Raw genomic sequence first — 14,351 nt, forward strand, 5'->3', positions numbered from 1 at the left:
GATTAATTACTGAAATCGTTAGTAAAAGTCAAAGCCGGATTCGCCACCAATGCGAGAAACGAAAGGAACTTTCTAAACTCCGCTCCAGGCGAGTTCGAGACATAGATCAAGTCATGATTCTCAATCGGGAAATTCTGCGTCACAAAAAACGCCGCCGGATCGCGCAAATTGACCTCGTACACTACTGGCACTTTATCGTTGCTGGGTTTGACCGACGGATCCATGTTTTTCACTAACTTCGCGTCCTCAAAACGGAACACGAAGATGGCGCGTGCGTCCGCGCGGTTATCGTTCAATCCACCAGAGCGAGCCAGCGCCTGAGCCAGCGAGATGCCCTGAGCTTCGAACGGAATCTCGGCGTTCTTGCCCGTCGCGCCGAGCACTGAAAAGGTCAGCGGCTGGAAAAGCGCCGTCACCACGTCGCCAGGTTCAAGCAGCACGTTTTGCTTCGGATCGCGAATCACCGAGTCAAGCGGCATTGCGTCCGTCGTATTCCCCCGCGAGAGTTGCACGGCCATATGGCTGACCGGCTGCTTCAATCCGCCCGCAAACGCGAGTGCGTCCAGCAGACGCTCGCCCTTCGGCGTGAGCGGCATCATGGAGCTGGTATTGACTTCGCCCACGATCGTGACATTCGAAGCATTGTTTTTCGCCACTGTCACGAGCACTTGCGGCTGGTTCGCCTTGCCTTTGAGGTGGCTGACGATGATGGCCTCGATCTGCTCCGTAGTGCGGCCCGCCACGCTGACGCGGCCCGCAAATGGAATCGTGATGGTGCCATCGGCGGCGACCATTTGCGTGGGCAATGTCACGCTGGTCGCCACGCCTGAGCTGAGCGACGGCAACGGTACGGGTGCCGTCGAGCCGAACAGCATCGCGGGCGGTGTTTCCCAGATCGTCACTTCGAGCACATCACCAGGACCGACACCGTAATTGTTGCCCGCCTTGCTCGTAAAGATGTCCGAGAACTGTCCCCGCTGTTTCGCCTTTGCGAGTTCTCGCGCCAGCACATCGTTGACGTCCACCACCTGAATGCCTTTGATCCGTCCCGAGTCGTGCTGCTCCAGAACCTGCTGACGACTCGCTCCTGAAGTCGGGATCCAGTCAGGAAATGTTCCGCACCCTGTAAGGGTCAAAACTGCAGGAAGGCAAATTGCAAAAAAATTCTTTTTCATGACCCGTAAAACCTGAATCTGGCGCTGCCTTCCAATCGGACCAGTCACGATGCTGAAAATGCACGGCCACAGCCGATCATTCATTGCGTTTCGCGACCTCGCCCCGGTGAGCGCATCATTTAATAATCATTCTGGAACGTCAGCCGATCAACTCTTGTTAAGAATGGAAATAAATCCACCGGCGGTTCTCGTCGACCAAGCGGTCGCGCCAATCACTTCGGCTGGGCGCTCCTGCAATTGTTGTTTCAATCTTGCGATCTGGTTGGGTCCGAATCGAATTGTCGTGATGATGCAGGGTCGCGTTTTCGCCCCTCAGTACACGGCACGCAGCGAACGACCTTCTGCCCACAACGGATCCACGCTGCAATTCGTGCAAGCGTGTGTCCTCTTATCGCAGACCATCATCGTCGGTGCGTTTGACAACGTTCTAAGACAGTGAACATTTTAGCCAGTATTTATCGCATAAGATAACTTTTCTTAGCCCTGTTGAAATTTGAATACAGTCAAAACGGTGTTCGCAAACATTTGCGCCTTTACATAGACGACACTATCGCTGCAGAAAATAACCAATACATCGCACTTAAGTGTTCACCGCCCCACGAGCCTTGCCACCGCCGCAACCGTTTGGCTGATCTGCTCCGGCTCATGCGTCGAGCAAATGAAAAAGCGCAAGCGCGCTGCTTTCTCCTCGACGGCCGGATAAAAAATCGGCTGTACGTTTATGCCATCTTCGAATAGCGTATTCGCCCACTGCGCAGCCTTCAAAGAACTGCCTGTGATGATGGGCACGACCGCGTAGCCGGCACTCGTCCCCGTATCGAGTCCGGCCGCGCGCGCCTCGCTCAAGAACTGGCGACCGCGCGCTTGCAGTTGCGCGACACGCTCAGGTTGCGCGAGCAAGCATTCCAGCGCTGCGAGCGAAGCCTCGGCAAGCGCCGGCGCCAGCCCCACGCTGTACAGAAACCCGGGCGCGAGATGGCGCAGTATGTCGGCGAGCGGCTGACATCCGGCGATGAAGCCGCCGCAACCCGCCAGCGTCTTGCTCATCGTACCCATCCACAGATCAACGCGGTCCGATGTCACGCCACAGTGCTCGCGAATGCCTCTGCCCGTCGCGCCGAGCACACCGAGCGAATGTGCTTCGTCGACCAGCAGGAACGCACCGTGTCGCTCCTTTACCTCGCAAAAACGCTGCAGATCGGGAAGATCACCGTCCATGCTGTAGAGGCCCTCAATCGCGACTAACACGTTGCGGTATTCACGGCGCACTCGCGTGAGCAGTTCGTCAAGCGCCTGCCAGTCGTTGTGAGCGAAACTCAGGCGCTTCGCACCGCTCAGCTGCGCACCCTGCACGATGCTGTTGTGCGCGAGCGCGTCGTGAACGATCAGGTCGCCCGGTCCGAACAGCGCGCCGATCACGGTGACGTTCGTGGCATTGCCGCTCACGAACGCAACACAGTCGTCCGTTTCGTAGAAGGCGGCGAGTGCTCGTTCAAGCTCGCGATGCACAGGCCGCTCGCCGGCGACGATGCGGCTCGCCGAAGCCGACGTGCCGTAACGATCGATAGCCGCCTTGGCACGCGCCGCGATAGTCGGATCGCCCGCCAGTCCGAGATAACTGTAGTTCGCGAAATTGATGTACTCGCGACCGCCGATCTGCGTCGTCGCACCCGCAACGCCATCGTGTACGCGAAAGAACGGCGACTCTACGCGCAGTGTCTCGCCCATCTCGCGCATCAGCTTGACCTGCTGGAATTGCGGCATCGCTTCGAAGCGGCTGCGCGCGGACAGCGCCTGCGCGGCCTGGCCGTCAGGCACGCCCGGCGCCGCAGCCGCATCAGTCGCGCGCTCCAGTTGCCGCTTCAGTGCTTTGGCTGCCAACTGCTGCCGTAGTGTTTCTCCGAGTCCCATGTACCCTGCCTTACGCGTGCGCCTCAACCCACTCGCACGCGCCTCGTGTACCGAGCAACGCGGCAAGCAGCCGGTAGTTCATTTCATGTGTCGGCCGCCGCGCGCTCACGTGGCCCAGCAACGGCGCGCCTGCGAGCGCGAGATCGCCGACCAGATCCAGCACGCGATGCCGGACGAACTCGTCGGGCTGACGCAGTCCGCCGACGACCCGCTTGCCGATGATCGCCGCCGTGCATGACAGCCGTGCGCCACGCAGAATGGGCCAGCCGCGGAGATAGCCGACGACGATCGCGGGCACAGCCCATTTGATCTGCCCATACGAGCGCGACGACGCGATTTCGTCGGCGAAGGCGCGCGGCGTGAGCACGCCGTGCCACTCCATGTCGCCGAACCCCTTGAGGTCGTTGTTATGCACGCTGAGCGCATAGTCGTCGGCAGGCTCGACACGCATCTCACGACGCGCTTCACCTTCTCCGTCGGCGACGCTCACACTTTTGAGCACCCGCAAAAAGCGCTTTGGTTGCGGCAGCGCGATGCGCCCGCACGCCAGGATCGCGTCGATCCACGGCTGCGCGCTACCGTCGAGAATCGGCACCTCTTCGGCGTCGAGTTCGACGATCGCGTGATCGATCTCGCACGCGAGCAGCGAGGCAAGCAGGTGCTCGACCGTGCGCACGCCGAGGCCATCGTTCCCGTGCAGCATCGTGCAGAGCGGTTGGCCCCGGCGCAGCGACGGATCGGCAGCCACCGTACCCAGCGCTCGGCCCTTGTGAGTGCGGCGAAACACGATGCCGTGCCGCTCGCCCGCGCCTGTCGCGGTCGCGACGGGCAGGATGCGCACGTTCACCCGCTGCCCGGTGTGCAAGCCGCGCCCCGACAGTTCGAGCGGGCGCGCCAGCGTGCCTTCGCTCGCCTGCCAGCCCGCGGGCAGCTTCACTCCGCAAACGCCGGCGTCGACTGACATGGCTCGTCTCCCTGTTGATCCTGATCGTTGCTGCCGTTGTTTCGACTGCGTTCGAGCAGCGCGCGCGCCTCCTTTTCGTCGAGCGCGTGTCGCTCGGCCAGCGCCGCGATTTCCTCGTTCGCGTCATTCACCGTGCCCTTCGTTCCGAGCGCGTTCTTGCCGCTCTCGTCATCGAGCATGTCGACGATGCGTACGGCGAGCGTGTGCACCGTCGCCCCTTCGGCGATTGCCATGATCGACAGCTTCACGCCGAACGATTCCTCCACCGCCATACCGAGCTCCATGCCCATCAGCGAATCCATGCCGAGATCGAGTACTGAGCGGTCGAGCACGACGCGCTCCGGCGACATGTGCAGGATGCGCGCGATGTGGCCGCGCAGCGCGGTCTCGACCAGCGCGACGGCTTCGGCCCTGGGTAGCGCGCGCAGCTGTTCGAGCAGCGCGCCGTCGTCGCTCGTCGTCTCGGTTGCGCCGCCTTGCAGCGCCATGTAGCGGCGCGCCTGCGCTGCGGGCATGCCGCGCGCGATCGCTGCCCAGTCCAGGCGCACCACGGCCTCGCCGGCCGCACCGCTTGCCAGAGCGCGCTCGAGTGCCGCCATCGCCTCGCCGGAGGTGATCGAAGCACCGCCGATGCGCGCCTGCAGCGCTTCACGCGTCGCGCTGTTGCGCGCGAGGAAGCCGACGTCCTCGATCGGCCCCCACGCCATGAAGGCGGCGTGCTGCCCGGCCGCGCGGCGATGCGCGACCAGCGCTTCGAGGAAGCTGTTGGCCGCCACGTACGCACCTTGGCCCGGATTGCCGAGATAAGTCGTGGCCGACGAATACAGCACGAAGAAGTCGAGCGCGCAGCGCTGCGTTGCGCGGTGTAGATTCCATGCGCCCGCAACTTTCGGTTCGAGCACGGCGAGCATGCGCGCGTCGTCGATGTTGCGCAGCAGGCCATCGTCGATGCGCATCGCCGAGTGCAGCACGCCCTTGAGCGGCGTTCCGCGCGCCTCGATGGTGTCGACCAGACGATCGAGCGCCGCCGCGTCGGTCACGTCGCAGGCCGTTACCGTCACGGTCACGCCGTGCTCGGCACGCCAGCGTTCAAGTTGCTGCAGCTTCGCCGCGTCGAGCTCGCCGCGGCGGCTCGCGAGCGTGAGATGACGCGCGCCGCGCGCGATCATCCAGCGCGCGCTCGCGTAACCGAGACCACCCGTGCCGCCGACGATCAGATACGCCGCCTCCGGGTCGAGGCGCAGCGCGAGCTGCGCAGCGCCACGCGTGGGCCCGGGCGTGCCCGACGCATAAGTGACGAGCACCTTGCCGATCTGGCGCGCCTGCTGCATGTAACGGAACGCCTCCTCCGCGCGTGCGGCGGGGAAAGCGCGATACGGCAGCGGGTGCAGCACGCCGTTCGCGAAGAGCGCCATCACTTCCTCGAAGAGGCGCGTGGTGAGCTCAGGCAGCGCGCCCATGAGCTGGTCGGCATCGATGCCGAAATAGCTGATGTTGTTGCGGAACGGCCGCAGGCCGATCTGGCTGTTCTCGTAGAAGTCGCGCTTGCCGAGTTCGAGGAAGCGGCCGAACGGACGCAGCGTGTCGATGCCGCGCACCATCGCCTCGCCCGCGAGCGAGTTGAGCACGATGTCGACGCCCTCGCCGTTCGTGCAGGCGCGCACGTCGTCGGCGAACGTGAGGCTGCGCGAGTCGAACACGTGATTGACGCCGAGCAAGCGCACGAACTCGCGCTTCTCGTCGGTGCCAGCGGTGGCGAACACTTCCGCGCCGAGATGACGAGCGATCTGGATCGCCGCGATGCCGACACCCCCTGCACCACCGTGAACGAGCACGCGCTCGCCGCGGCGCAGTCGTGCGAGTTCGCACAGTGCGTAGTACGCGGTGAAGAACGTGGTGGGAATCGTAGCGGCTGCCTCGAAGGAAATCGTTTCGGGCTTGCGCGCGACCGCGCTCGCACGTGTGACCACGTGCGTGGCGAACGAAGCCGGCGCGAAACCGAGCACCGCGTCGCCGGGCGCCCAACCTTTGACGTCAGCGCCGACGCGCACGATACGGCCCGAGAGTTCCATGCCAATCGTCGCGCCTGCAAAGCCGGACTCGACCGCCTCGTCGGAGAGCAGGCCCATCGAATACATGACATCGCGAAAGTTCAGGCCGGTCGCCATCGGCGCGATCTCGACTTCGCCAGGATTCAATTCGCGCGTGGGCAAAGCGAACCATTCGAGATTGCGCAGCGAGCCAGGCATATCGAACGCCAGCACGGCAGGCACAGGGTCCGCCACCTGCTCAGCCATGGATTCGTCGCGGGGAATCTGCCGTTCGGCTGTTTGCGCCGGCAGCATGCGCGGCACGTAGCGGCCCTGCGTCGTGAGCAGCACCTCTTCCTCGCCGTCGTCGTGCGTGAGCGCGTGCACCAGTTGCGATAGGGCCTCGCCATCGGCGCACGCCACGTCGATGAGGCGCAGCGCAAGCGCTGGATATTCGTTCGCCATCACGCGACCGAGACCCCATAGGCTCGCCTGGTCGGGCTGCGCCGCTGTGGCCGCGCCTTGACCGAACGGCGCGCCACCGCGTGTCACCACGCACAGGCTCGCCTGTGCGGCCACGCCGGCTGCGTCGAGTTCGCGTGCGAGCGTGGCGAGCGCGAGCGCACCGCCCTGCTGCGCGTGCATCACGTCAGCGCCGCTGGCGTCGTCGAGTCGTACGAGCGGCGCGACGAACACGATCTGCGCGTGCGTGTTCTTGCGTTCGAGCCACGCGGCCGCTTCGCGTATGCCCGTCGATTCGACCTGACAGCCATGACGCGCAAGTTCCTGTGCGAGCGCGGGGCCGAACGCGTCGTTGCCGGTCTGCACGATCAGCCAGGGCTGTACGTCGGCTGAACCGGGTTGCATCTGCTGCACAGAGGCGGGCTTGCGCGCGACCATCAGCGTCGGCGCACCTTCGAGATCGAGGCCCTGCTCTGTGTAACGTGCGACGTCCTTCAGACCGGCGCGCTCGCAAAGCGATTGAAGTGCGGCCGGCGCGAGCGCGCCGTAGGCCTCTGCGGCGACCTCGTGGCCCGCCACGCCGAAGACGATGTCGGCGAAACGGCTGCGGCGCGCATCGGCGAGCACGACTATCCCGCTCGGCGCGAGCCGTTCGGCAATCGCCTGCAGTGCAGCGAGCGGATCGGCCTGTTCGCCGATCATGCGGTTGACGACGATCACGTCGAACGGCGCAGCGTCACGGCAATAGGTGAAAAGCGGTTCGTTTTCGCCGAGCAGCAGCGTCTGAACATGGGCGTACGCTTGCGCATCGAGCGCGGCGAGCTGCTGGTGCGTGCCCGCAAGCACGTGCTCGCACTGCGACGCCGGCATATCGATGTCGAGCGGCTGGAGCACTTCGCCACTCGTCGCGCCGATTTCCAACACGCGCAGGCGGCGAGTGCGCGGCCACGCTGCCAGCGCTTCCTTCGCGCAGGCAGCGAGCATCGCGCGGGCATGCGACCACGTGGGCGAGGCATCGAAAAACTGCTCGACGAGGCTGCACCCCGTCGGCGAGAGCACCGCGGGCGCAGCGGCACCGGATGCTCCGTCGCGGAGCACGCGCGGCAACGCCGCACCGACGTGTGCAAGCAGCGTCAGTTCGGCGACATGCGCCGGCGAATTCGCCAGCACGTCGCGCCACAGCGCGTCGAGCGCGGGCATCGCCGCGCAGGCGGCGTCATCGCGCACGAGACGTTCGCCCTCGAAACGGGCGAGACCGTCTTCCACGACGATCTGCGCAAGGCGCGCGAGCAGTGGCGCATTGGCGAGAGCGGGCAACCTCGGCTGCGCGAACGCGTCGATCGCATCTAGCGCGTTCAACGCGTACAGGCCCGCGAGCACGTCGAGCAACGGCAGCGTTTCGGTCAAGTGGCGCGCACGCTGCATGCTGTCCTCATGCGAGGCGAGACGCGCGCTCCCGCGTCCGACGAGCGTAGCTGGCGCGGGCAGCGCGGCGGCTGTGAAACCCTCAGGCAGCGGACGCGCTTCGAGTACGTAGGCAAAGCGTGCCGGTGCGGCGTGGCGTCGGCCAGTGAGGTCGACGCGGCGGAAACGGCACGCTGAAAGGCGCGCGACGATCGCACTGTTGGCGTCGAGGAATTCGAACGATGCGACTATCGAATGCGGACTGCGGCGCTGCACGCGCGCGAGCACGCGGCGCACCGACTCGCCGCGCAGAAAGTCGACGCGGCCGATCTGCACCGGCACGAACGCGGCACGCACGTCGCCTGGCGCGGCGCCAGCCTGACCGAGCACGGCGAAGAGCGGATGAAAACCGCTGTCCATCAGTGCAGGATGCAGCAGCCAGCCATCCAACGCCTGCGCATCGCCAAGCGCCTGCGGCACTTCGAAGTCGGCGAGCGCGTCGTCGCCTTGCACCTGCACCTTGCGCACCCAGCGAAACGCCGGACCGTAGTTCAGACCGATAGCGGTCGTGCTTGCGTAGAGGGCATCGCCGCGCACCGCGGGGCTCGCTTCGAGGCGCGCAAGCACCGACTCGTCGGCCGTGCTTTGCACGCCTAGCGTGCTGCCGCTTTCGAGCAGGCGCCCCGTCACGTTGAGATTCCACGGACCGTCGGTCATCCGGTCGCGCGTCTCGATCGTGAACGACGCAGTGCGCGCATCGATCACGAAGCGGAACAGCTTCGCGTGCTGCGGCTGGAACACGACCGGCATGCGGATCTCGAGGTTCTCGAACGCGACGTCCGACGTGCGAAAGAACACGCGCGCAGCAGCCAGCGCCATTTCCACGTAGCCTGCGCCCGGGAAGGCAACGCCGCCATCGACGACATGATCGGCGAGCATCGGTACGCGCTGCGGATCGAGCTGGTTTTCCCAAGCGAACGCATGCTCGTGCAGACGGTAGCCGAGCAGCGGATGATCGACGCGGCGATTCACGAGGTTGTAGCCCTCGATGGTGGCCGTCTGCCAGTGGCGTTCGCGCTGCCACGGGTAGGTCGGCAGCGCCGCATGTGAGCCGTGCGATACCACTGGTACGAAGCGGTCGAGATCGACGTGCGCGCCGTGCGCGACCGCCGATAGCATCGAATGCGCGAGCATCTGCGCGCTGTCGTGATGACGCTTGAGCGTGGGCACAACGGCACCAGCGAGATTCAGGCTCGCGAGCGTCTGCTTGACGTAGTGGCGCAGAATCGAGTGCGGCGCGATTTCGATGAACATGCGCACGCCTGTATCGGCGAGACGCGTGAGTGCTTCACCAAAACGCACCGGCTCGCGGATGTTGCGCCACCAGTAGCCTGCGTCGAGCGCGGTGCCGGAAAGCGTATCGCCCGTGACGGTCGAGACATAGCGCTTCGTGCCCTCTCGCGGCGCCAGATCGGCGAGACCGGCGCGCACGACTGGCTCGATGGCGTCCATGCGGCTGCTGTGGAACGCGTAATCGAGATCGAGCAACTGGAAGAAGCTGCCGTTCGCGGCGAGCGAAGCGCCGATCGCTTCGAGCCCTTCGAGCGACCCGGCGAGCGTGACGGCTTCGGGGCTGTTGGTGCCGGCCAGTTCGACCGTCTCCGCGAGACCAAGGCGCGCGATCAACTCCCGCGCCTCGGCTTCGCCAATACCCGCCGCAGCCATCTTGCCGCTGCCGCGCGTCAGGCCCTGCGCGCTGCTGCGAACGCGGATCACACGCACGGCCTCGGCGAGCGTCAGCGCGCCCGATGCCCACGCGGCCGCGATTTCACCAACGCTATGACCGACCGCCGCATCGAAACCGATGCCGCGCGCTTCGAGTGCGCGCGTGATGCCGACCTGGATCGCGAAGAGCAGCGGCTGCGCGTTCTCCGTTGCGGCGAGCCATTCGGCGCTCGCGCCGGCGCGCAGCACGTCGACGAGCGAGTCGCTGCCGTCGGCACGCCAGAGCGCGTCGACTTCGTCGAGCGCCGCGCGGAACACGGCGTCTTCAGTATAGAGTTGCTTGCCCATGCCGGCCCACTGGCAGCCGTTGCCAGCGTAGACGAACGCCACTTTGGCGGCCGTCACGGACTGGCCGCGTGCGACGTATGCCGGCAGCGTCTGATCGGACGAATCCGCGAGCATCAGAAGTGCGGCGCGGCCCGCTTGCAGATCCGGTGGCGCAATGACCACGCGCTGTTCAAGCCATTCACGGCGGCGCGCGGCGCTGGCTGCGAGCACTGCCCAGTCAGCGCAGTTCTGCAGGCGCGCGTGGTAGCGTGCGGCGAGTGCGGCAAGCGCAGCCGGCGAGCGCGCCGTGAGGACGAGCGGCGGCAAGACCGCGTCCGGCATGCTGGCCATGACAGGCGCTGCGGGCGCGGCTGGGCGCACCGCCTCGGCGAGCACGACGTGTGCATTGGTGCCGCCGAAGCCGAACGAGTTGACGCCAATCGTCAGCGGCACGCCTTCGCGGCGCGAGAGCGGCGTAAAGCGATCGACGACGCGCAGGCGACCGCCTTCGAAATCGATCGCAGGATTAGGCGTTTCGAAATGGAGCGAGCGCGGCACCGCACCGTGCTTCAGACAGAGGATCGCCTTGAAGAGACCGGCCATGCCCGAGGCGGTTTCGAGGTGCCCGACGTTGGTCTTGACCGAGCCGATCAGAAGTGGATCGTCGGCCGGGCGGCCACTCGCAACCGCTTCTATCAGCGCGCGCGCCTCGATTGGGTCGCCGACTGCGGTACCCGTGCCGTGGGCTTCCAGATAGGCGAGCGAACGCGGATCGATGCCCGCTCGGCGGTAGACCGAGCGCAGCAGTTCGGCCTGCATGGTCGTCGTCGGCACACTGATGCCGCCGTGCGAATGGCCGTTGGAGTTCACGCCCGAGCCGGCGATGACGGCGTGAATGGTGTCGCCGTCCGCGAGCGCGCGCTCGAGCGGCTTGAGCAGCACAAAAGCGCCGCCCTCGGCGCGCACATAACCGTCGCCGGTCGCGTCGAATGCGCGGCAGCGGCCGCGCGGCGACAGCATCGACGCCTTCGAGAAGCTCACGAAGCCAAACGGATGGAGCAGCAGATTGACGCCGCCCGCGAGCGCCATTTCGGTTTCGCCCGACTGCAGTGCCTGCACGGCTTGATGCAACGCGACGATCGACGACGAGCAGGCGGTGTCCACCGACATGCTCGGGCCGCGCAGATCGAACAGATAGGAAACGCGATTGGACGCAATGCTGAGCGTGTTGCCCGTAGCCGAGTACGGATCGATCCAGTTCAGGTCGTCCATGCTGCGGTTGCCATAGTCCATGCTCGCGGCGCCGACGTACACGCCGCAGTCGCGACCACGCATCGCGGCCGGACGCACGCCAGCGTCCTCGAACGCTTCCCATGCGAGTTCGAGCAGGAGGCGCTGTTGCGGGTCCATCTGGCTCGCCTCGCGCGGCGAAACACCAAAGAACGCGGCATCGAAACCGGCTACGTTATCGAGTACGCCCGCCGAGAACGTGTAGCTCTTCCCCGGCTCCTTTTTGGACGGATGCTGGTAGAACGACGTGCCGAATCGATCGGGCGGCACGACGGTCACTGCGTCGCGCTCGTCGCACAGCAGTTGCCAGAAATCTTCGGGCCCAGTTACTCCGCCGGGAAAGCGACATGCCATCCCGATAATTGCGATTTTCCTTTCCATCTTCATGCCGGCATCTGCTGCAACTCGTTTCGCGAATCGGTGTCGACACCATCCGCATGCATCATCGCGCGCTGTATCGTGGAACCGAGGGTCTCGATGCCAACGTCTCGGCGCGTGCCGATGTCACGCCCGAAATTGCGCCAAATAAAGTAATCACTGTGAGTCGGTTCTGTTTCGAGTGCATCGAATACGGAAGACATAGCAGGAACGTGATCGCCATAAAAACACAGGACCGTCGGCCGATCACGCTCGCGCAGATAACCGGTCAACCTGCCGATCATCGCGTCTGCGTTTTCCACATGCCGAAGGTACGCGGTCAGATCGCGCCAGCGCGCGTCGTCTCCGAGCGTATGCCGCGAGGTGCATTCCCCGCGGGAAACCGTCTCCAGATGCAAAGGTCCGTGATTTTCCATCGTGATCGCAAACGCAAACAGCGGTTTGTCATCACCGGTCTGCAGGAGAGCGATGAGCTTGTCCGCCACCGCGAGATCCCCGACGTATGGCCCCACACGAGACGCATTTTCGAAATGCTCAATGTCCAGAAAGCGGTCGAAATACATGTGCGCGAATGCCCGGCGACGGCCAAAGAAGTTCGCGTGGTACGGGTGCACGGCCACCGTGTGATATCCACCGCGACTGAAATAACCCGCCAGTGACGCGCACGCCCGGCGCACGAACATGTACGGGTAAAAGCGCGCGTAACCGAGCTCAGGAGACGTCAAGCCCGTGAGCATTGCGAATTCGCTGCGCATCGTATTTGCGCCCCAGGCCGGCACCGCCAATTCGCCCTGTTCGAACGACTCGCGTTTTGCACGATCGAAATGCGCATAGGGCGCGCCAGACACGCAGTCGTCAAGCCGGCGAGCGTCGAAATACGACTCGCTCTGAACGACGATGACGTCCGGATGGACGTCTGGACGACCGGCCGAAAACGGGCTGGCACTGGCGGCGCGAGTGAACGCGCGCCATTGCGCGCCGCTCAACCCGTTGATCAAATAGGCAACGAACGCGGAGAAAAAACCGAATTGACGTTGGTCCGAAAAAGGTTGCAGCGTGAGCGGCAAGCGACGGGAAAGCGCGATGCACACGGGTAGACAAATCAACGTAACGACGGCCTCTGCACATCGCTGCCTCAATGTCGCGGGACTTTCGGCAATGAACGCCCCCACCGCAGCCGCTATGCCGATGAGCACCATGGCGAGCTTGCCAAAACCAAGAAACGGCAAATACAGCCGTGGATGCGAGAAGACCTGGCTGAAAAGGCTCAGGTCGCTGAAGACCAGCGGTTCTCGCAACGAGGCATATTTGGCGTTGCCGACGACCGCGAGCAAGCCAATCAACACGAGCGCGACGCCCGCCGAAAATAGCGGCCGCCCCGTCAGTGCGATGCAACCCGCCGTCACGACAGCGAGCGCCGCCAGATGCAGCATCAGCGCAACTGGCGGTCGACGGAGCGACGATCTCGTGACAGCGATCGATTCAACGGCGAAGGAGCATGCGACCATCGCGGCCGCGACTGTAAAACCGGGCAGCACTTCACATATTCCGACGAGGGATCTGAAACAGGAGACCGAGGATTGCGTCGGCGACAGTCGCTGGCAGCAGACGCAACAACTTGAGGCCGAGCGTCAAACTGAAAGGGAAAGCGATTTCCACGCGGCGCCGGGTCAGGCGTCTCTTGATAAACAAGGCGGCCTTTTCGGCGCTCCACATGAAGGGCTTGTTGCCAGGAAAAACGTCGCTCATCGCAGTTCGCACGAAGCCGGGCATCACGACTGAAATGCCGATATGGTCGCGTGCGAGAACGGGACGCACGGAATCGCAGTACGCGACGAGCGCGGCCTTGCTCACACAATAGGCCGGCGAGATTGCCATCCCCCTCAATCCAGCGAGCGAACTGACAATCGCGATCTGGCCGCGCCGCCGATTGCGCATACGCTCGATGGCAGGCAGCACCGCGTGCAAGGCACCGTAGAGATTGATATCGACGACTTCGGCAGTACGACCAGCGCCTTCCCAGTCGTCAGATGAGCGGAGCGTGCTGGCAACGCCGGCATTGGCGATCAGCAAGTCGATTGGGTGTCGCGCGTCGAAATCGAAAATCCACGCCTCGAGCGCCGCTGCATTACGAACGTCCATGCAACCGACCATGGTTTCGGCGCCGCGCGCGCGACATTCCGCAGCGACGGCCTCAAGACGTTCAGCGTTTCTTCCGATTAATCCCAGTGTGATACCAGGCGCGCAATAACTTAAGGCCAGTGCACGCCCGAGTCCGGCACTCCCGCCCGTGATAACGATTGCACGTGGCTCAATCGTGCTCACTCGCCCCCCGATTTCAAGCGATGTTGTTTTTGCATGGTCTGTAAATAGAGTTATTTGCTTCTTTTGCAGCAACCGCCCGCGAAATAGGACGCGCAGACCACCATTGAAAAAATGCGAGGTCAGAGCGCCTACAACTACCGCCAACATCGATTTGCGCCGATCAAAGCTTTGAAGTCGCAAAATCCGCGCGTGCAACACCGCCCCTTCCCTTCACGGCCTCCGATCGGCGTGGGGAACAATAAATTCAGCGCAACACGACCAGTGCAGAGCCAACAGGCGCACTGAAAGGGGTGAAATGGCAAGCCGGTAGCGTGCCGGCGCAATGATACCGCAAGAGAATTCTTTCAGGCCATTACAATT

General features: G+C 64.1%; 6 protein-coding genes. All 6 read right to left on the bottom strand.

The annotated features are described in order from the left end of the window. Positions 1–2: 2 nt before the first annotated feature. A complete protein-coding gene (locus B9Z01_RS23545; protein ID WP_085487469.1) occupies positions 3–1,175 on the bottom strand; it encodes a polysaccharide biosynthesis/export family protein in 1,173 nt (390 codons plus the stop codon). A 588-nt stretch (positions 1,176–1,763) separates the two neighbouring features. Then, positions 1,764–3,086, bottom strand: coding sequence for an aminotransferase class I/II-fold pyridoxal phosphate-dependent enzyme (locus tag B9Z01_RS23550; protein ID WP_085487471.1), 1,323 nt, complete (start codon positions 3,084–3,086; stop codon positions 1,764–1,766). Positions 3,087–3,096: 10 nt separating this feature from the next. Further along, positions 3,097–4,023, bottom strand: coding sequence for a UDP-3-O-acyl N-acetylglycosamine deacetylase (locus B9Z01_RS23555; RefSeq protein WP_143809044.1), 927 nt, complete (start codon positions 4,021–4,023; stop codon positions 3,097–3,099). Continuing rightward, the gene (locus B9Z01_RS23560; RefSeq protein WP_085487475.1) at positions 4,020–11,669 is read right to left on the bottom strand and encodes a type I polyketide synthase; all 7,650 of its coding nucleotides are present in this window, start codon (positions 11,667–11,669) and stop codon (positions 4,020–4,022) included. Before B9Z01_RS23560 ends, B9Z01_RS23555 begins: the two co-directional genes overlap by 4 nt. Positions 11,670–11,671: 2 nt before the next feature. Beyond that, positions 11,672–13,204: an LTA synthase family protein gene (locus B9Z01_RS23565; RefSeq protein ID WP_244196142.1), complete on the bottom strand. Its 1,533-nt coding sequence runs from the start codon at positions 13,202–13,204 to the stop codon at positions 11,672–11,674. A 1-nt stretch (position 13,205) separates the two neighbouring features. Further along, on the bottom strand, positions 13,206–13,991 hold the full coding sequence (locus B9Z01_RS23570; RefSeq protein ID WP_085487533.1) for an SDR family NAD(P)-dependent oxidoreductase: 786 nt from the start codon (positions 13,989–13,991) through the stop codon (positions 13,206–13,208). Positions 13,992–14,351: the final 360 nt, after the last annotated feature.

Source organism: Paraburkholderia susongensis (assembly GCF_900177725.1).
Taxonomy (GTDB): Bacteria; Pseudomonadota; Gammaproteobacteria; order Burkholderiales; family Burkholderiaceae; genus Paraburkholderia; species Paraburkholderia susongensis.

Coding starts and splice junctions, on each gene's coding strand:
- B9Z01_RS23545 (WP_085487469.1), bottom strand. CDS start 1,175: ATGAAAAAGAATTTTTTTGCAATTTGCCTTCCTGCAGTTTTGACCCTT.
- B9Z01_RS23550 (WP_085487471.1), bottom strand. CDS start 3,086: ATGGGACTCGGAGAAACACTACGGCAGCAGTTGGCAGCCAAAGCACTG.
- B9Z01_RS23560 (WP_085487475.1), bottom strand. CDS start 11,669: ATGGAAAGGAAAATCGCAATTATCGGGATGGCATGTCGCTTTCCCGGC.